Below are 19332 nucleotides of genomic sequence, written 5' to 3' on the forward strand. Positions count from 1 at the left end.
GCGTTACTTTTTTTAGTATCGCCTTTTTTTATACCTTGTCGTTAAATTATTATTTTTTTTAGAAGCATATCTGGATTTTTGTAACAATTAAGAGCGCTATTCTGCTGATTTACAATAAAAAAGATTAGAGAACAACTACAACAATAAACTACACATAATTTTAGTAAAATGCCAAAAGATACATCCATAAAATCAGTCTTAATTATAGGTTCAGGTCCTATTGTTATTGGTCAAGCATGTGAATTTGATTATGCAGGATCACAATCAGCTCGTTCTATCCGTGAGGAAGGAATTGAGGTTATCTTGATAAATTCGAATCCGGCAACGATTATGACCGACCCATCCATGGCCGATCATATTTATTTGAAACCCCTAACGACTAAGTCGATAATCGAAATTCTAAAAGCACATCCTCAAATTGATGCTGTTTTACCTACTATGGGTGGACAAACGGCTTTGAACTTGTGTTTAGAAGCAGATGAAAAGGGAATTTGGCAGGATTTTGGGGTAAAAATGATAGGTGTTGATGTAAATGCTATCAATATTACTGAGGACAGAGAGCAGTTTAAACAATTGCTTAAGAAAATTGGAGTACCATCTGCACCTGCAGAGATATGTACTTCTTACCTTAGAGGTAAAGAAATTGCACAGGAATTTGGTTTTCCGTTAGTAATCCGTCCTTCCTTTACTTTAGGAGGTACTGGAGCGGCTATCGTGTATAAAAAAGAAGATTTTGATGAACTTTTAACCAGAGGTTTAGAAGCATCACCTATTCATGAGGTGTTGATTGATAAAGCTTTAATGGGTTGGAAAGAATATGAGTTGGAGCTCTTGAGAGATAAAAACGACAATGTTGTGATTATCTGTTCGATTGAAAATATGGATCCTATGGGAATTCATACCGGAGATTCCATTACGGTAGCGCCAGCGATGACGTTATCTGATCCAACTTTCCAAAGAATGCGTGATATGGCCATTTTGATGATGCGTAGTATCGGAAACTTTGCAGGAGGTTGTAACGTGCAGTTTGCCGTTTCGCCTGACGAAAAAGAAGATATCGTAGCAATCGAAATTAACCCTCGTGTATCTCGTTCTTCGGCATTAGCATCTAAAGCAACTGGTTACCCTATTGCAAAGATTGCTTCAAAATTAGCTTTGGGTTACAACTTGGATGAATTGCAAAACCAAATTACCAAATCAACTTCGGCTCTTTTTGAACCCACTTTGGATTATGTGATTGTAAAAATACCGCGTTGGAACTTTGATAAGTTTGAAGGAGCTGATAGAACATTAGGACTTCAAATGAAATCTGTTGGTGAAGTAATGGGAATTGGACGTTCGTTCCAGGAAGCCTTGCACAAAGCTACGCAGTCATTAGAAATTAAAAGAAATGGTTTAGGAGCTGACGGAAAAGGATATAAAAACTACGAACAAATTATCGAGAAACTGACTTTTGCAAGTTGGGACCGAGTTTTTGTGATCTACGATGCGATTGCCATGGGAATTCCTTTGAGCCGTATTCACGAAATCACTAAAATCGATATGTGGTTCTTGAAACAATACGAAGAGCTTTATACCTTAGAGAAAGAGATTTCTACTTATAAAGTAGACGCTTTACCAAGAGAATTGTTGCTAGAAGCGAAACAAAAAGGTTTTGCCGATAGACAAATTGCACATATGGTAGGTTGCCTTGAAAGTCAGGTTCATAGCTTAAGAATGACAATGAATATCAATCGTGTATTTAAATTAGTAGATACTTGTGCGGCGGAGTTCAAAGCAAAAACGCCTTATTACTACTCTACTTTTGAAGCCGAAATTGAAAAGGCTGATGGAACACGTTATGTAGATAACGAAAGCATTGTTACTGATAAAAAGAAAATAATTGTTCTTGGGTCAGGCCCAAATAGAATTGGACAAGGAATCGAATTTGATTATTCTTGTGTACACGGAGTTTTGGCTGCCCAAGAGTGCGGTTATGAAACGATCATGATTAACTGTAACCCAGAAACAGTTTCGACTGATTTTGATACAGCCGATAAATTGTATTTCGAACCGGTTTTTTGGGAACATATCTACGATATTATCCAACATGAGAAACCAGAAGGTGTAATTGTACAGCTTGGTGGACAAACGGCGCTGAAATTAGCAGAAAAATTATCTAAATACGGAATAAAAATTATAGGAACCAGCTTTGATGCTTTGGATTTAGCCGAAGATAGAGGGCGTTTCTCTGAATTATTGACGGAACTGGAAATCCCTTTCCCACAATTTGGAATTGCAGAAACTGCTGATGAAGCTGCTGCACTAGCCGATACTTTAGACTTTCCATTATTGATTCGTCCTTCTTATGTGTTGGGTGGTCAAGGAATGAAAATTGTAATCAACAAGCAAGAGCTTGAAGAGCATGTTGTCAATTTATTGAAAACCATTCCAGGAAACAAATTGCTTTTAGACCACTATCTTGATGGTGCAATTGAAGCAGAGGCAGATGCGATTTGTGACGGTGAAAATGTGTACATCATAGGTATTATGGAGCACATCGAGCCTTGCGGAGTACACTCTGGTGATAGTAATGCGACTTTACCACCGTTTAATCTGGGTGAATTTGTGATGCAACAAATAAAAGATCATACTAAGAAAATAGCACTAGGTTTAAGAACCGTAGGTTTAATCAACATACAGTTTGCAATAAAAGACGATATTGTTTATATTATTGAAGCTAATCCTAGAGCGTCACGTACGGTTCCGTTTATTGCAAAAGCGTACGGAGAACCTTATGTAAACTACGCTACGAAAGTAATGTTAGGTCACAATAAAGTAACCGACTTTAAATTCAATCCGCAATTAAAAGGATATGCAATTAAACAACCGGTTTTCTCTTTTAGCAAGTTCCATAATGTAAACAAAGCGTTAGGGCCAGAAATGAAATCAACAGGAGAAAGTATCTTGTTTATTGATGACTTAAAAGACGATCAGTTTTACGAATTGTATTCTAGAAGAAAAATGTATTTGAGTAAATAAGCTCAAGTCACTATATTGAAAAGCCCCTATCAAGGGGCTTTTTTTTTGGCTGTAATTTTTTGTTATTTGTATGTAGAAACAAGGTTGTGAAGTTGCTAATAACGTAATACTGCTTTGCATAGGACCTCTAGCTGTTGTGCAGTCATTTTTCTTATTTACACTTTGTCAAATTTGTTTTTGATTGCTTTTTCGACTCTCAGCAAAAGTATAATTACCATTATAATCATAAGACTTAAGCCAATAATCATATTTGTAAAGTTGTCAAAAGTTGTTGAAAATCCAAACAAGGAACAAGCAGACAATATCACTCCAAGTTTAATCATTTCTTTTGAAGAATAGCTTTGAGCAAAAGTCCATCTTTCGTCACTTTTCATTGAACTTGGAGTTCTGTAACCATAAAGCGAATTAATCTTTTGTGGAGGAAATTTTAGCGTAACAAATCCTGCTAATGAAAATACTATTCCCATCGATAATGGAATTATAAATAATAAATTTTCAAACATATTAATTTAAGTTTTGTGTTGTTCCATTTTCCGGTTTTGTTCTAATAAAATGGTGCGCAACGTCAGTCTGTGAAGAAAAATTGCAATTGAATATCAATCAAATATAGTAAAATACTAGAATGAAAACAGGAATTTTCTGATTTTTAATTATGAATCATATCATCAGAATTTCTCGTCGCCAAATGCATTTTTTGGAGCTAAATTTATTTTTAACGTTTTTTGTGGATCTTCTTCTGTGCTATAGAAAAGGGTCAAGATGCTATTATCTAAAGACATTTTATCAAACTGTTGCTCGGGAACTATAGCTGTAAACTTCTCTTTAAATGGAATTTTAATTGTCTGTTTGGTATCAATGAAATATATAATTAAATCATCTGAATCTTGTGATAGATATACAATAAAATCAAATTCATATTTACGAGAAACCTCACTCCATAGACTGTCAGTATCAATGCAAATCAGTTGTCCATATTCGTCTATTTTTTCTCCATTATTCTTGTCAATTAAAATATAAGAGCATGGACCACTCGCGGAGCAACCACTTCTAAAAAGCAATGTGTTTTCATATTCTTTGATTAGATGAAAGCCAAGTCTATATGTATAATTATAAAGGTCAATATCTACTTCGTCTACAGTTACTTTATTTCCCTCAGCATTTTCAAGAGTTAACCAAATTCTGTCACAGTTATATTGCCAATATAATTTGGAATTATTTTTTAATTTAATAGTTTCACAACTAATAGTTGAACCATTCATTAAAGTGTTTTTGTCACAGAAGCACTGTTTTTTCTGACCAAATAATTGACAAAAAACAAAAAGTAAAAGGATAACGGAAAAATGCTTCATAATATATTTGTTAATGTCAATGTCATTTCGTCTAAAAAGCGGTAGTCAGCATCTTTTTAATTAATTATAAAGTAAATATAGGTCATTCTAGTAGATGAATTTATTTGTTTAGCGGCGTTCGAGCGAGACCATAGAAGTAGCGAGGGAGTCATTATTCTATTATTCAAACACCACTTTATTTATACCTTCTAGCTGCAATAAGTTAACTTCAATTTCCGGGCGACAACTACACATGGTTATTGAAATACCAGCTGATCCTTCGATGGCAGCAATATAAGCAGTATTTCCTGTTACTTTTATGGTGGTTTGCTCCATAATTCTATTACACTTTCCAGAAGTGGCAGCCAGTACTGTGGCTTTAGCTAACTCATTTGGAGTCATTTTGTCTATTACTGTATTCGTTATTACCTTATGGGTAATTGTCTTCCTGTATCCATCGCTATCGCTAATAGCGCCATTGCAATAGTCTAGCGGATCTTTGGTTGATGATAGATAGGTTAAATAAGTTGCAGGTTTTGTAGGGACTAATTGAGTTGTGTCTTGAATTAGCTTCGTTACTTCTGGATTACTGCCTTGACTGTTCTCTGGTAAAAGAGGAGTGTGCTGTTTGCATCCTGTTGTAACTGCTGTTATAAACAAAGCTATTAAAATTAGTTTTTTATTTTCCTCCTTCGGCATGGTGTTATTAGCTGCTATAAGGAAATACATTTTCCTGTATTTTATTAAAATTCCTAGTATTATAAATAGAATGGCTGCTGCAATCATTTTCCTATTCTATTTATTCCGGTGATTATTTATTCATTAGTAATAATGATTTTCAATGCTTTTTCTTCTGCAGCATTTAAAAACACTTGATATGCATGTTCAAGTTCAGAAAGAGGAAAACGATGTGTGATCATTTTCTTTAAATCCATGCGATTAGCAGAAACTGCTTTCAATAGCATTGGAGTTGTATTTGTGTTTACCAGTCCAGTAGTTATGGTTAGATTTTTAATCCATAGTTTTTGAATGTCAAAATCTACTTTTACACCATGAACGCCTACATTAGCAATATGAGCTCCTGGTTTAACTATTTTTTGACAAATATCCCAAGTTGTAGGAATACCAACTGCTTCAATCGCCACATCTACACCATCACCACCCACTATTTCTTTAACAGCTTCTTCAACATTTGTAGTTCCAGAATTAATGGTATGTGTAGCACCTAATTCTTTGGCTAATTTTAGTCGGTTGTCATCTAAATCAATCATGATTATTTTAGAAGGAGAGTAGAACTGCGCTGTTAAAAGTACAGACATCCCAACTGGACCTGCGCCAACAATTGCAATTTCATCGCCAGGTTTTACGTTTCCGTATTGAACACCTATTTCATGACCAGTAGGCAAAATATCGCTTAACAAAACGGCGATTTCATCATCAATACTTTCAGGGATTCTATGTAGGCTATTATCAGCATGAGGAATTCTAACATATTCTGCTTGAACTCCATCAATCATATACCCTAAAATCCAACCTCCATCTGTACAATGAGCATACATTTGTTTTTTACAATATTCGCAAGAACCACAGGAAGTAATGCATGAAATTAAAACCTTTTCTCCCTTTTTAAACTGCGATACACTGGCACCCACTTCTTCAATTATACCTACACCTTCGTGACCAAGGATGCGTCCACTTTCAATTTCGGGGTTTTTACCTTTGTAAATACCTAAATCGGTTCCACATATAGTTGTTTTTAATACTTTTACAATTACATCTGTCGGTTTTAGGATAGTAGGTTTTGGTTTTTCTTCTAAAGCGATTTTATGATCGCCATAATAAACTAGTGCTTTCATTTTATTTCTTTTTTAGGATTTAACGATTATTTTAATATACTATATATTTGTTAATCAGTATTTTATGCTTCTATACTCAAATATAGGCTATTTTGTTTACATAGCATGAAAAGGGACCTTATTTGTTGTCTCTCTTAGTATTTCAAGGAGTTTGAAGTTCAGTTTTTATATACAAAACCCCTTCATACGCACTCGCAGAGCGGGTTTGAAATGTAGAATTAAATTTAGTGAAATTTTAAAGCCTTCTTTTTAAGATATAGACTTTCTTAATGGAGTCTAATTTGGGAAAAGTTTTCAAAAACTTAGCGCGATTGGGAGATAAGGAATCGTATTGGTCCATGGTAGCATTTCCGTAGCCAGAATAGATAGATTCGACCACTTCCATTCCTTTTACGACAGTACCAAAGGAAGGAAATCCTTTTACACCATTATAGTTAACCGTGTCAAGGCGCGAATTATTCTTAAGATTAATGAATAAATCATTGCCTCGGGTATCTTTTCCATCTCGGGCATAGCTTAAAGCACCTTTTATATTGCTTTTCAATACTTTTTCATCGGATATTTTGAATTTGTTCCAAGGTCCCGTTTGTGTAGTGTCACTATTGCCAAATTGCACTACAAAGTCTGGAACGACTCTGTAAAAGAGCGTGTTGTCGTATAAATGATGTTTAGTAAATTGATAAAAACGGTCAACTGCCATCGGCGAAGAAGTTCTGTTTACTTGAATATCAAAAACGCCCTTTGAGGTTTCAAACCGAGCTGTAAAATTTTCGGGTGCTTTGTCATTAGTCCATTTGGGTTGAAAAACGGCTTTCGAACAACAGGAAAAAAATACGATTAGTATAATAAAAAGAAAGGTTCTCATCTGGCAAGTTTACGGATTAGTAGTTGATTTCATAAATCTAAATTAAGGTAATCGCGTTGCAAACGTTACAATGGTGCAGGAAATTAAAATTGGTACTCGTTGAAAATGAGCGCTAGTGGGTGCATTTTATGTTTGTGACTTTGAGCTGAGAATTCGTAACCGTTCAATTTTCGGTTTACCGAAAATTCGATGCGAAACCATAATTCCACTATACTCCAGCTAGCTCAAAATGGCTTTTAGCAAATCGGTTTTTAACTCCATTCGACGTTCAGTTTATCCAATTCGTTTTTCAATTCAGCAAGTGAATTCGGGTCGATTATTTGTGTATTGATTGTCAATTCAGTTTTTTCAGTTTTTATGATATAATCTCCAGCAAATTTTTTGATTTGCTTTATATCAGTTAGATTTATTTTCTTTCCAAATGGACTATTCTCTTTTATAAGTCCGTTTTCAATTGTTAAATATTTATTTTGCCTTTGGTAAAAATATCCACTCAAATACATTGCAGAAATTACAATCCAACCATAATCAGTCCAATTCGGTTCATCTTCTGTTAGGATTCCGATAAAAAACCAAACTAACCACATCAACCCGAAAATTAGATTGATATTCATTTGTCTTTTTTTATAACTTATTTTCATTTTTAAGCTTTTTTTCTTGCGTTTGTCTTAAACTGTTTGCTAACTAGTAGATAGGTCTAATGAAATCAGACCTATCACCCCTAATTTAAAGAGACAGGTCTCATGTTAGTCAGACTTTATTTATTCTCAAATATACCTAAATATCTAATCCTTATATGTTTATGATGTATTTTATTAAAGAAATGTATCATTCTAAAAGCTTTTTTTATTCCGCAGTTAATTCTATAGGAAACCGATCTGCTACTAAATTCAGTTGAATATTGTGTTCTAGGTAGGCTTTTAGTCCCGCTAGAACGAGTGTAAAGCCTTCGGTAACATCTCTAATTTGGTCACACATCTCGTCCGTTCTTCCTTGAATTCCATTGTATGTTATAGTAACAAAGGTTTTAGATTCGCCTAAATCATTAAATTCCCATTCGGCTATTGCCTTTTCATCTTCTCCCCATTGAACAACAATCGATTCGTTTGCTAAAAGAGAAAGTACTTTAACGGTAACAGCGTGGTTGCCGTACATTTCCCAAACCCAATCAATCGATTTTCCTTCTTCTAGTTTTCCTGAGGATTTTGAAAACCAGAACTTAGTCGTGATTTCTGGATTTATAAAGGCTTCAAATACTTCAGAGATTGGTTTTCTAATCAGCATTGCTGCTTCGGCGTAAGAAGTGTTGTCTGTATTCATTGTGTCTTTTTAATTGTCTAGATTAATTCTCATATGAGAATGTTGAATTCCTACTTCTACAAAGGGGGCATCGTATATTTCGAATCCTAAGATTAAGTAGAAAGGTACTGCATTGTGTCGGGCATGACATACGACTTCTTTTATTCCGTTAGCATTACAAAAAGACAGTAACTCCTTCACTAATAATTTCCCGATGCCTTTTCCTTGTTGGTTCGTTTCAACGGCCATTTGCATGAGTTGGGTTTTGGTTTTATCAGGGTTGAGCGGATTCAATACCACACATCCTATGACAGCATTACTTTCAACCGCCACAAAATGCCAGGCTTTATGATCGTGCATTTCCCAAGTATGATCTGGAACACCAATGGGGCGCAGTAATATGCGGTTTCTTAAATCGGTTTCTAATTGATAAAGAGGATTAGAGGTTTCAATACGTTGAATAGTAATCATTAATTTGTAGTGTCTGAATTTTTAATAGCATCGTTTTTCTTGCCAAATATTTTTTTAAATCCTTTTACGACAACTAATGCTATGATTCCGCCCACTAGTCCAGCTAGGGCCTCTCCAACTATCGAAGGTAGGTTTTGTAGTAAATGATGCACCGGTTCGATTTTATGCATGAATATTCCTCCTGCGACCAGAATTAATGCGATGGTTCCTATAAAGGCTAGGCTTTTAATGACTATGGGTAGCAATTGTATCAACTGCTTACCAATAAATTTAGAGGTTTTACTCCTATTAGCAGTTAGTAGCATTCCTAAATCATCCATTCGTACGATGGCGGCGACAATACCATAGACTCCTACGGTGGCTAAAAAGGCAATAAAAGTGACTACAATAACTTGGGTCGTAATCGGTTTTCCTTCTACGCTACCTAGGGCTATAATCACGATTTCTATCGATAGTATAAAATCAGTTAGAATGGCTGCTTTTATTTTTCCTTTTTCGAGAGCTAATACTTCCTCTTTGCTCGGGATTATGGTGTCAATTTTAGTACCCTCCTGTTCATGAGGAACTATGTATTCGTATATTTTTTCGGCACCTTCAAAGGCAAGATAGATAGCTCCAAGTATAAGGACGACCGTAATTAACCAGGGAATAAAATAACTTAGTAGCAACGCGAGTGGCAGGATGATTAGTTTGTTTAAAAAAGAACCTTTTGTTATGGCCCACAACACAGGGATTTCTCTTGAGGAAACAAAACCTGATGCCTTTTCAGCATTGACAGCTAAGTCATCGCCTAATATTCCTGCTGTTTTTTTTGTTGCTATTTTACTCATCACCACAACGTCATCCATAAGTGCTGCAATATCGTCTAGCAGTGCAAAAATTCCTGATGCCATAATCTACTATTTGTTTAGTTTTTCTTTAAAAAAATCAATTGTTCTTGTCCACGATAAGGTAGCAGCTGCATCATCGTATCGGGGTGTGGTATTGTTGTGAAAGCCATGATTGACCCCGGGATACGTATAGGCGGTGTTTTCTACTTTATTTTTTTTGAGTATGGCTTCATATGCTGGCCAACCTTCATTTACCCGACTGTCTAAACCTGCGTATTGCAGTAATAGCGGTGCTTTTATTTGCGCTGCTTCTTCGGCAGTGGGTTGCCCACCATAATAAGGAACTGCTGCCGCTAAAGTTGGAATTTTTACCGCCATCATATTGGCAATCCAACCTCCAAAACAGAATCCTACAACTCCTACTTGGCCATTACAATCTTTATGAGACTTGAGATAGTCGTAGGCCGCAATGAAGTCTTCGAGCATTTCTTCACGTGTCCGTTTTTTTTGCAATTCCCTTCCGTCGTCATCATTTCCCGGATAACCGCCTAATGGAGATAAAGCATCTGGTGCCAGAGTGATAAAGCCTTCTAATGCAGCTCTACGTCCTACATCTTCGATATAAGGATTTAGTCCGCGGTTTTCGTGTACTACGATGATTCCGGGTAGTTTCTTTTTCGTTTCCGTTGGCTGTGATAAAAGAGCCTTAATTTTTCCTCCACCTTTCGGGGACTCGTATGTGATATATTCTGATTTTAACCGTGGATCACTGGGTTTAATCAAAATGGAATCTAAATAATTAGGCGTCATAAAACTAAGTAGAGAAGGAACAGTAAGCGTTCCTACCGCAAACAAGGATAATTTTTCAACGAACCTTCTTCTGTCAATTTTGTTATGTGCGTAGTCATCGTAAAGGTCAAATACTTCCTGACTTATATCTTCTTTGGTTAATTTCTTCATGGTTATAGCTTTTGTTAAAGGTACGTATTTGTTTCAATCAATAGAAGACGCAAATATCTTCGAGTCCTTTTCTTTGTAAATCTGGAACCCAACATTCTTCGGCTGGATAGCCAACGGGAATCAATAGAAAAGGTTTCTCATTATCCGGTCGACCCAGAGTTTTGGTCAGGAAATTCATTGGGCTAGGAGTATGAGTTAAGGAAACCAAACCTGCATTATGTATCGCTGCCAACAAAAATCCGGCAGCCAATCCAACACTTTCCTGAACGTAATAGTTATTTTTCTTTTTGCCGTCAGCACCAAATTCATAAATGCGTCTAAAAACGATGATGAGATAGGGAGCGGTTTCTAGAAACGGCTTGTGCCAATCTGTTCCCAACGGTTTTAAATCGTCCAACCAATCACTAGACATACGAGACTCATAACTTTGTAGTTCTTCCTCTTCAGCAGCGATGCGAATTTTCTTTTTAATTTCGGGATTTTCAATTACACAAAAAGTCCAAGGTTGTTTGTGCGCACCAGAAGGAGCGGTAGAGGCTGTTTTTATTATATTTTCAATTACTTCTCGAGGAACTGCTCTGTCTGAAAATTCCCTTGCCGAACGTCTGCTGTCCATGGCTTCATAAAAAGAGAGGGAACGTTCGAGCATTTCTTCGTCAGAAAGAATAGGTTTGCTATAACGGATATACGGATGGTCTTCGATTATTTTTTTATCGGGCATTTTGAACGTTTTTTTCTTATTGTCAAATATAAAAAAAAATGAGTCTAAATAGTAGATTTACTGCTCAAGTAGGTATTTCTTTTGACAGCACACAAAAAAATCCCTAAATTGGGATTTTAGAAGTAATTTAATGAAGCTCCTTGTGTAGTGACCAAATGGTTTTTATACCAGCTAATCGCTAAATCAGCGACTTCAGAGAGTTTTCCCGGCTCTTCGAATAGGTGGGTTGCTCCGGCAACAATTTTCATTTCTTTTGTACAATGTAATTCGTCATAAGCTGTCTTATTCATTTCGATAACAGGCACATCATTGCCTCCTACAATTAGTAATGTGGGAGCAGTCACCTGATGCAAAGCGCTAAGCGCCAAGTCTGGTCGACCACCGCGAGAGACCACCGCTTTTATGGTATCACCAAAATAAGCCGCCGCCCGCAATGCCGAAGCCGCTCCCGTACTGGCTCCAAAATAGCCGATGGGCAAGTCCTTCGCTTCATTATAATTCATAAGCCATTCCGTAGTTTCTATTAATCGGCTAACCAAAAGGTCAATATTAAATCGATTTTCGTAAACGCTATCTTCTTCGACTGTTAGCAGGTCAAATAATAGAGTGCCTATTTTTTGTTTTTGAATGAGTTCAGCAACCATCCTATTTCGGGTGCTAAACCTGCTACTGCCACTACCATGTGAGAACACAACAATTCCTGTTGCCTCTTCAGGAATTATTAAATTTCCTTTTAATGTTACATACGTTAAGGGGATGTCAAGTTCTAGTTTTTTCATAATTTCCTTTCTTATAATAAGTACATGGTAATGTTTAACTTTTACTCCAGCGGTTAGTTGGCTTGCAGCATTTTGATTACCTCCTCGTCTTCTAGCTGTTGAAAATCTTTGTAAAAGCCGCCCACGCCCCTGAAATTTTTTGAAGCAATCAAATAGATGAGCTCATCGGTATGTTTTTCAAATAGGGGGACAGTATCGTAGGGTAAGACTGGAACAGCAACAATGATTTTTGCAGGATGCTGTTTTCGCAACATTTCTATACTTGCTAATAGTGTATTTCCTGTTGCTATTCCATCATCTACGAGAATAACATTTTTATTTTCAAGAACTTGGGGTTCTCGATCGCCTCTGTAGAGTTTGTATTTTTCGCGAAGTACATTTCGGAGTCTAGCAATTTCATTTTCTATGTATTCTTTTGGGACAGTAGGATGTTCATCTAAAATGGTAGAATTCAGTGAAACGGCGCCAATCGCAAATTCTTTATTGGATGGATGCCCTATTTTTTTAGAAAGAACAATGTCTAAAGGTAGTTGTAAGCTTTTGGCAATTATATAGCCAAGTGGAACACCACCTCTAGGTACCGCTAAAACAACTGAATTGCTGTTTTTGTACTTTTTTAATTTTTCTGAAAGCAAAAATGCCGCTTCCGTTCTGTCTTTTAGGATTTCGTTATACATGTCTCAAAAGTTTATACAATAAAATGTCACAACACACATAAAGATACTGATTTTAAGTCATTTATGAAATGCGGAGTAAAAATTTATTGATTGACAGCTAATTTTAATTGTTAGTATAAAGAACGAAGTATTAATTTTCAATTAGCCCTATATTTTAAAAAAACTAAACTTTCAAAAAGTTGGCTGTAATGATATAGAGAACTACGATGCCTATCATAATTGCAAAATTAAGAAACGGAAGCGGAGAGATTCCTACCACGCTGGCAACAGGAAGGAAGAGCATGGAAACGGTGATAACCAAACGTAGTAAGCTTAAAAAAGATATTTTCCAAGTTTACTTTTATAAAAATTTTTTCGGGTTCGAATGATAAATAAAATAAATAATTCTGATAGTATGTGGTATTATTCGATCAGGTTTGAGATTGAAATGAAAGACTTTTAAAGTGGTTGATTGAGTTTTGGCCCTAGTTTCATTAGGAATTACGGTCTTGGGATGTTGCGGTGATTTTCCTTCGGAACATAATCTTTGGATGCTTGGTAATTTTATCTAATTTTACTTCCTATATAAGACATAAATAATGGCATTGTTAGAAAGAATAAATCTAAGAGCAAAAGCGGATAAGAATACAGGATTTGGTACTAATGCCAATAGTTATGGCGGTCGTTTTGTCAACAAAAACGGAAGCGCTAATGTAGAGAAGCGAGGAATGCCTGTTTTGCAGCGCATCAGCTGGTATCATACCATGATTGATATGGCAGTGTGGAGATTCATGCTTATTATTCTGTCGTTTTATGTGAGTATCAATTTTATATTTGCCACTATTTATTATGTAATTGGAATCGAACATTTGGACGGAATTACAAGTACGGACAGTGAATGGGTTAAATTTGGTCAAGCTTATTTTTTTAGTGCACAAACCTTCACCACGGTTGGTTATGGACATATCAGTCCCACTGGTTTTTTGACCAGCGCACTTTCAGCCGCCGAGGCATTAATTGGTTTATTGAGTTTTGCTATTGCCACAGGATTGTTCTTTGGAAAGTTCAGCAAGCCAACTGCTTTTCTAAAATTCTCACACAATGCAGTGATTGCACCTTATGGAGATATCTCAGGACTGATGATACGCTTAACGCCGTATAAAAACACGAATTTTACCGATGCGGAAGCGAAAATAACTTTAGGGATGAGCGTGGAGGAAAACGGAAAGAAGGTTAATAAGTTCTATGCGTTGGATTTAGAATTAGAAAAGGTAAACGCACTGCCCTTGAGCTGGACTTTAGTACATCCCATTACTGAGGAAAGTCCCCTATACCAATTCACGAAAGAGGATTTTGCCAATACGCACGGGGAGATCCTTGTTTTTGTAAAAACGTTTGATGATATGTTCAGTAATACCGTGGCCACTCGTACTTCCTATACTTTTGAGGAAGTAATCTATGGGGCTAAATTTGAACCGATGTACACCCGAAGCACGGACAATTCTAAAACTATTTTGTATTTAGATAAGCTCAATTCATTCAAGGATGTCCCTTTAAAAGGATAGTTTTTAACTTATTCATAAACTATATAAAGTCTTTCTGGCAAAATAGCGTACTCCATCTCTATTTGGTTAAAACCTATTATCGAGTGTAAACAGCGCGTGCAGATACCTCCATAAAACGTAGAGTTTTCAATTTTTATAGTCTTGTATACTGTTTTAAACTTCTATTTTTCAATAGGTTATATCATTATTTCTTTTTAAATTTAATATGAATTTAATGAGATATATGATTATGAAAAAATTTTACATTACTCAGCTTAATACAATTTCAACAATTATTTTGTTAGTTGTATTCATTACTTCTTATTCTGTGACTGCTCAAACTTTTACTGGGAGTAATTTACCTATTGTAATTATTACGACTGATAATGATCCGAGTACAAATTTGCCACTTGAAATTTTGGATGAACCAAAAATTTTGGCAAGTATGAAAATTATCAAGAGACCAGACGGTACTAGAAATTTTATTTCGGATCAAAATACACCTGGATTTTTAAATTATAGTGGTAGAATTGGTATCGAAATTAGGGGTTCTTCTACTCAACTTCTACCAAAAAAACAATACGGTTTAACTACCTTAAAAGCGGACAATACGTCTAATAATAATGTAAGTATTTTTGGAATGCCAGAGGAGAATGACTGGATCTTAAATGGATTAGGATTTGACCCATCTTTAGTTAGGGATTACATGGCTTATTATATGTCAAGACAATTGGGGAATTATGCCAGTAGAACACAATTTTGCGAGGTTGTGATTAACGGAGATTACAAAGGGCTGTATGTTTTTCAGGAAAAAATAAAATCAGATGAAAACAGAGTAGATGTCTTAAAAATTGAAAAAACAGATAATATTTTACCCAATATCACGGGAGGATATATTACAAAAGCAGATAAAACTACCGGGGGTGATCCCATCGCTTTCTGGATGGACGAAACTAAGTTTGTACATGATTTACCAAAATCTAAAAATGCGACAACTGAGCAGACACAGTATATCGAAGGTGTCTTCAATAAATTGCAAGACCATGCTTACGACAATGATTTAGAAGATGGGTACAAAACTGTTATTGATGTACCTTCCTTTGTTGATTTTATGTTGGTGAATGAGTTATGCTCTAATTCAGATGTTTATCAGTCCAGTACCTTTTTTCATAAAGACAGAGATGGAAAATTGCGAGCAGGACCAGTTTGGGATTTTAATCTAAGTTTGGGTAGTACATTTGCAAACGGCGACAGTCAAGTTGATCAATGGCAATTTAACAATGGGAATAGAATCGGTCCGCCATTTTGGACTTATTTATTCGATAATAGAGATTTTAGATGTTATTTAGCAAAGCGATGGAATGAGGTAATAGCACCTGGTCAACCATTGAATAAAGAGGTGCTAATTGCCTATATTGATAACACTTTAAGTTATATCATTGAAGCTATACCTCGGGAGAATGAACGTTGGGGAACGCTCGGAGATCACACTAACGATATAAATAGAGTTAAAACCTTTATTGAAGAAAGAACTACCTGGATTACAAATAATATAGGGCCGTTTTCTGACTGTTCTACTGTCACTTTACCACCGCTTGTAATTACTAAAATTAACTACAATCCTAAAACGTCTACTGCTTTTGCAGTAAGTAGTGATTTAGAATTTATTGCTATTAAGAATATAGGTAATCAGGAAATAAATCTTTCAGGGATTTATTTGAGACAATTAGGACTGACCTATCAGTTTCCTTACAATTCAACAATTGAAGCAGAAGGAACTATTTATTTGGCTAGTAATTCTACGATTTTTCAAAATAAATATGGAATAGCTCCTTTTGGTCAGTTCACTAGAAATCTATCCAATAAATCTCAAAAAATTGTTCTCGCTGATGCCTATGGAAATACAATTGATTCAGTCGAGTATTTTGACGCTGACCCATGGCCAACATCAGCTGATGGAGGAGGAGATTATCTTGACTTAGTAAGCACTTCTCTAGACAATAACATCGCCTCAAGTTGGGTTGCTAAAAATGACAATGCCTTATCTACTCAATCATACCTAGCTTCTTCTTCATTTACCGTTTATCCTAATCCATTTTCAAATAGGGTGATTATTCAATCTGATAAAGTGGTCACTGGAGTTAAAGTGTTTACTGTTTTTGGTGCTTTAGTACAAGATATTAAATCAAATTCAGAAAACATAAATGTGGATTTAAGTGGGCATTCCCCTGGTCTCTATATTATAACAATCTACAACCAAAACGGTTTTACAAGCAAAGAAATCATAAAAAAATAAATTTAAACAGTAAGAGTATTTATGTTAAGATCAGATAAGTAAAGGCGTAGACTTTTACTTATCTTTTTTTGTATATGCATTTTTCCTTGGTGTTTCCTAAAGTTTGATTTTTGATGGAAGTTGGAGAGAAATCGTTAATGCAACTGCTGTAATTACCATTTGATATTCGGAAAGAAGTCATATTCCTAATTGTTTTGTTTATGCTAATGCATAGAAAAATTAAGCAAAAATGAAAGTTTAAAGGCGATAATAAGGGTTTTTAATTAAATTATTTTTATATTTGTTTAATAAATATGAATAAATAATGAACAATATAAAAAATGTTTTTAGCATAAAGGATCTCGAAAATCTTTCCGGTATAAAAGCACACACCATACGTATTTGGGAAAAAAGATATAATGTGCTGCAACCCATGCGCACAGACACTAATATCAGATTGTATGATTTAGCGAGTTTGCAAAAACTGTTGAACATTACTTTATTACACGATTACGGATATAAAATATCTAAAATTTCGGCCTATCCAGAGGAACAGATTCCATTGATGGTAAAAGAAATTGTATCTTCAAAGAGTGCTAAAAATCATGCTATCACCGCTTTCAAAATGGCTATGATGAACTTTGATCAAGAACTTTTTTTAAACACGTACAATTGGCTGAATGAAGAAAAGTCATTCAAGGAAATATTTCATCAGGTATTTATTCCATTGCTTGAAGAATTAGGTTTATTATGGCAAACTGATACTATCACTCCTGCTCATGAGCATTTTATCAGCTACTTAATCAAACAAAAAGTATTGGTCAATACGGAAAAACTTCAGGCGGAAAAACGTACTAAATTAGACAAGGTTTTTGTACTTTCACTTCCGATGAATGAAATACATGAGTTGGGGTTGATGTATCTCAATTACGAAATTTTATTAAGTGGATATAAAACAGTCTATTTAGGGGAGAGTATGCCCATTGATAACTTAAAAGACCTGAAAAAACATTTTGAATCTATTGTTTTTGTGTCTTATTTAACGGTTCAGCCGGAGAGAAGTGCCATTAACGAGTATATAGCTCAAATGACAGATGAATTATTAGATGATACTACTGAACTCTGGTATACCGGATGGTTGACTCAGTTTATTGATAAAGAAAATCTATCTGATAGGATAGTCGTTTTTAATTCTATGGCAGAATTAATAGAGAAAATATAGGTTTTGTTTAATGATTTTGTATATTTGCTAAACAAATGAAAAAGAAAATTACAATTATAGGTTCAGGATTTTCAGCATTGTCTGCTGCTTGCTATTTGGCTAAAGCCGGACATGAGGTTCTCGTTTTTGAAAAGAACACAACCATTGGTGGTAGAGCGAGGCAATTAAAAGAAGATGGTTTTACATTTGATATGGGACCGAGTTGGTACTGGATGCCAGATGTTTTTGATCGTTTCTTTGCTGATTTTGGAAAAAAGACAACAGATTATTATGAGCTCATCAAGCTCTCACCGGCTTACAGGGTTTATTTTGGAGAAAATGAGTTTATTGCAATCGCAGATAATCTAGCAGAAATCGAAGCTACTTTTGAAGCTATAGAAAAAGGAAGCGGAAAGATCTTGAATGAATTCATAACAGAAGCAAAAAGCAATTATGACATTGCCATAAAAGATTTAGTATACCGTCCGGGAGTTTCACCATTAGAACTTGTAACGCTAGAAACAACGAAGAAGATAGGGCAGTTTTTTAGCAATATTAGTCGTGATGTTCGCAAGAAATTTAAAAATGAACGACTAATTCAAATTCTTGAATTTCCTGTTTTGTTCCTAGGAGCAAAGCCGTCAGATACTCCGTCCTTTTACAGTTTTATGAATTACGCTGATTTCGGAATGGGAACTTGGCATCCAAAAACAGGAATGTTTGATGTGGTGCGAGCGATGGAAAGCCTAGCCAGAGAACTGGGAGTGACGTTTCATACCAATTCCAATATTGAGAAAATTATTGTCGAAAATAAAGCAGCAACAGCAGTAGTAGTTAATGGTGAAACGATATTTTCGGATATAGTTTTGAGTGGTGCTGATTACCATCATACGGAAACCTTATTAGATGCTAAGCATAGAGTGTATTCAGAAGAATATTGGGATAGTCGCGTATTTGCTCCTTCATCTCTTTTGTTTTATGTTGGTTTTGACAAGAAAATAGAAAACATATCACATCATGCTTTATTTTTTGATGTTGATTTTTATCAGCATGCAAAGGATATTTATGATGCGCCGCAATGGCCAAAGGAACCTTTGTTTTATGCCAATTTCCCATCACTTACTGATAAAACAGCTGCTCCAGAAGGAATGGAGACTGGTTTTTTTCTGATTCCGTTAGCTCCAGGCATCCATGATACTGAGGAGTTGAGAGAGGAATATTTCAATAAAATAATTGATCGCTTTGAGATTTTAACGCAGCAAAGTATAAAAAATAACATTATCTTTAAAAAGTCGTTTTGTAAAAATGACTTCGTAGAAGAATATAATTCTTACAAAGGTAATGCATATGGAATGGCGAACACTTTAATGCAGACGGCTTTTTTAAGACCAAAACTAAAAAGTAAAAAGGTAAATAATTTGTATTTCACAGGTCAGTTGACTGTGCCAGGACCGGGTGTCCCTCCAGCATTGATATCTGGGAAATTAGTATCAGATTTAGTAAACAAGCAATTTTTAGAACAATAA

At 35.4% G+C, this 19332-nt stretch carries 18 protein-coding genes; 5 read left to right on the forward strand and 13 right to left on the reverse strand.

The window, feature by feature from the left end; all coding sequences use genetic code 11:
- The first annotated feature begins 168 nt into the window (after positions 1–168).
- On the forward strand, positions 169–3021 hold the full coding sequence (carB, locus tag QO200_RS14275; protein ID WP_371541147.1) for a carbamoyl-phosphate synthase large subunit: 2853 nt from the start codon (positions 169–171) through the stop codon (positions 3019–3021).
- A gap of 155 nt (positions 3022–3176) precedes the next feature.
- On the opposite strand, the gene QO200_RS14280 is transcribed toward carB, so the two are convergent.
- The 13 genes from QO200_RS14280 to QO200_RS14340 all read right to left on the reverse strand — a co-directional run bounded on the left by QO200_RS14280 (position 3177) and on the right by QO200_RS14340 (position 12807).
- On the reverse strand, positions 3177–3524 hold the full coding sequence (locus QO200_RS14280) for an SdpI family protein (RefSeq protein WP_371541149.1): 348 nt from the start codon (positions 3522–3524) through the stop codon (positions 3177–3179).
- A gap of 162 nt (positions 3525–3686) precedes the next feature.
- Positions 3687–4280 (reverse strand): hypothetical protein, encoded by a 594-nt coding sequence (locus tag QO200_RS14285; protein WP_371541151.1) that lies wholly within the window; start codon positions 4278–4280, stop codon positions 3687–3689.
- 249 nt (positions 4281–4529) lie between these two features.
- Complete coding sequence (locus QO200_RS14290) at positions 4530–5135, reverse strand: DUF3784 domain-containing protein (RefSeq protein ID WP_371541153.1); 606 nt, start codon at positions 5133–5135, stop codon at positions 4530–4532.
- A gap of 29 nt (positions 5136–5164) precedes the next feature.
- The gene (locus QO200_RS14295) at positions 5165–6205 is read right to left on the reverse strand and encodes a zinc-dependent alcohol dehydrogenase family protein (protein WP_371541155.1); all 1041 of its coding nucleotides are present in this window, start codon (positions 6203–6205) and stop codon (positions 5165–5167) included.
- Positions 6206–6440: 235 nt separating this feature from the next.
- Positions 6441–7070 carry a peptidylprolyl isomerase gene (locus tag QO200_RS14300; RefSeq protein WP_371541158.1) on the reverse strand — a complete coding sequence of 210 codons (630 nt, stop codon included), beginning with the start codon at positions 7068–7070 and terminating at the stop codon, positions 6441–6443.
- A gap of 251 nt (positions 7071–7321) precedes the next feature.
- On the reverse strand, positions 7322–7684 hold the full coding sequence (locus tag QO200_RS14305; RefSeq protein WP_371541160.1) for a hypothetical protein: 363 nt from the start codon (positions 7682–7684) through the stop codon (positions 7322–7324).
- A 232-nt stretch (positions 7685–7916) separates the two neighbouring features.
- A complete protein-coding gene (locus QO200_RS14310) occupies positions 7917–8390 on the reverse strand; it encodes an SRPBCC family protein (RefSeq protein WP_371541162.1) in 474 nt (157 codons plus the stop codon).
- Between the two features lie 9 nt (positions 8391–8399).
- Positions 8400–8840, reverse strand: a complete 441-nt coding sequence (locus QO200_RS14315; RefSeq protein ID WP_371541164.1) for a GNAT family N-acetyltransferase — start codon at positions 8838–8840, stop codon at positions 8400–8402.
- Positions 8840–9733 (reverse strand): DUF808 family protein, encoded by an 894-nt coding sequence (locus QO200_RS14320; RefSeq protein WP_371541165.1) that lies wholly within the window; start codon positions 9731–9733, stop codon positions 8840–8842. The genes QO200_RS14315 and QO200_RS14320 overlap by 1 nt, the downstream gene beginning before the upstream one ends.
- Before the next feature lie 6 nt (positions 9734–9739).
- The gene (locus tag QO200_RS14325; RefSeq protein ID WP_371541168.1) at positions 9740–10630 is read right to left on the reverse strand and encodes a dienelactone hydrolase family protein; all 891 of its coding nucleotides are present in this window, start codon (positions 10628–10630) and stop codon (positions 9740–9742) included.
- Between the two features lie 37 nt (positions 10631–10667).
- Positions 10668–11351: a nitroreductase family protein gene (locus tag QO200_RS14330; protein ID WP_371541170.1), complete on the reverse strand. Its 684-nt coding sequence runs from the start codon at positions 11349–11351 to the stop codon at positions 10668–10670.
- A gap of 116 nt (positions 11352–11467) precedes the next feature.
- Positions 11468–12130, reverse strand: coding sequence for a dienelactone hydrolase family protein (locus tag QO200_RS14335; RefSeq protein ID WP_371541173.1), 663 nt, complete (start codon positions 12128–12130; stop codon positions 11468–11470).
- Positions 12131–12183: 53 nt separating this feature from the next.
- A complete protein-coding gene (locus QO200_RS14340) occupies positions 12184–12807 on the reverse strand; it encodes a phosphoribosyltransferase (RefSeq protein WP_371541176.1) in 624 nt (207 codons plus the stop codon).
- A gap of 578 nt (positions 12808–13385) precedes the next feature.
- Here QO200_RS14340 and QO200_RS14345 point away from each other — a divergent pair.
- From QO200_RS14345 to QO200_RS14360, 4 genes are all read left to right on the forward strand, one after another.
- The gene (locus QO200_RS14345; protein WP_371541179.1) at positions 13386–14351 is read left to right on the forward strand and encodes an ion channel; all 966 of its coding nucleotides are present in this window, start codon (positions 13386–13388) and stop codon (positions 14349–14351) included.
- A gap of 229 nt (positions 14352–14580) precedes the next feature.
- On the forward strand, positions 14581–16626 hold the full coding sequence (locus QO200_RS14350; RefSeq protein WP_371541182.1) for a CotH kinase family protein: 2046 nt from the start codon (positions 14581–14583) through the stop codon (positions 16624–16626).
- Positions 16627–16930: 304 nt separating this feature from the next.
- A complete protein-coding gene (locus tag QO200_RS14355; protein ID WP_371541185.1) occupies positions 16931–17827 on the forward strand; it encodes a MerR family transcriptional regulator in 897 nt (298 codons plus the stop codon).
- 35 nt (positions 17828–17862) lie between these two features.
- Entirely contained in the window at positions 17863–19332 is a 1470-nt protein-coding gene (locus QO200_RS14360) for a phytoene desaturase family protein (RefSeq protein WP_371541189.1), read from the forward strand.

This window comes from Flavobacterium sp. Arc3 (genome assembly GCF_041431375.1).
Taxonomy (GTDB): Bacteria; Bacteroidota; Bacteroidia; order Flavobacteriales; family Flavobacteriaceae; genus Flavobacterium.

Excerpts from the sequence above, each read along its gene's own strand:
- QO200_RS14340 (WP_371541176.1), bottom strand. The coding sequence starts at position 12,807 with ATGTATAACGAAATCCTAAAAGACAGAACGGAAGCGGCATTTTTGCTT.
- QO200_RS14355 (WP_371541185.1), top strand. The coding sequence starts at position 16,931 with ATGAACAATATAAAAAATGTTTTTAGCATAAAGGATCTCGAAAATCTT.
- carB (WP_371541147.1), top strand. The coding sequence starts at position 169 with ATGCCAAAAGATACATCCATAAAATCAGTCTTAATTATAGGTTCAGGT.
- QO200_RS14335 (WP_371541173.1), bottom strand. The coding sequence starts at position 12,130 with ATGAAAAAACTAGAACTTGACATCCCCTTAACGTATGTAACATTAAAA.
- QO200_RS14290 (WP_371541153.1), bottom strand. The coding sequence starts at position 5,135 with ATGATTGCAGCAGCCATTCTATTTATAATACTAGGAATTTTAATAAAA.
- QO200_RS14325 (WP_371541168.1), bottom strand. The coding sequence starts at position 10,630 with ATGAAGAAATTAACCAAAGAAGATATAAGTCAGGAAGTATTTGACCTT.
- QO200_RS14310 (WP_371541162.1), bottom strand. The coding sequence starts at position 8,390 with ATGAATACAGACAACACTTCTTACGCCGAAGCAGCAATGCTGATTAGA.
- QO200_RS14330 (WP_371541170.1), bottom strand. The coding sequence starts at position 11,351 with ATGCCCGATAAAAAAATAATCGAAGACCATCCGTATATCCGTTATAGC.
- QO200_RS14300 (WP_371541158.1), bottom strand. The coding sequence starts at position 7,070 with ATGAGAACCTTTCTTTTTATTATACTAATCGTATTTTTTTCCTGTTGT.
- QO200_RS14285 (WP_371541151.1), bottom strand. The coding sequence starts at position 4,280 with ATGAATGGTTCAACTATTAGTTGTGAAACTATTAAATTAAAAAATAAT.
- QO200_RS14350 (WP_371541182.1), top strand. The coding sequence starts at position 14,581 with ATGAAAAAATTTTACATTACTCAGCTTAATACAATTTCAACAATTATT.
- QO200_RS14315 (WP_371541164.1), bottom strand. The coding sequence starts at position 8,840 with ATGATTACTATTCAACGTATTGAAACCTCTAATCCTCTTTATCAATTA.
- QO200_RS14345 (WP_371541179.1), top strand. The coding sequence starts at position 13,386 with ATGGCATTGTTAGAAAGAATAAATCTAAGAGCAAAAGCGGATAAGAAT.
- QO200_RS14305 (WP_371541160.1), bottom strand. The coding sequence starts at position 7,684 with ATGAATATCAATCTAATTTTCGGGTTGATGTGGTTAGTTTGGTTTTTT.
- QO200_RS14360 (WP_371541189.1), top strand. The coding sequence starts at position 17,863 with ATGAAAAAGAAAATTACAATTATAGGTTCAGGATTTTCAGCATTGTCT.
- QO200_RS14295 (WP_371541155.1), bottom strand. The coding sequence starts at position 6,205 with ATGAAAGCACTAGTTTATTATGGCGATCATAAAATCGCTTTAGAAGAA.
- QO200_RS14280 (WP_371541149.1), bottom strand. The coding sequence starts at position 3,524 with ATGTTTGAAAATTTATTATTTATAATTCCATTATCGATGGGAATAGTA.
- QO200_RS14320 (WP_371541165.1), bottom strand. The coding sequence starts at position 9,733 with ATGGCATCAGGAATTTTTGCACTGCTAGACGATATTGCAGCACTTATG.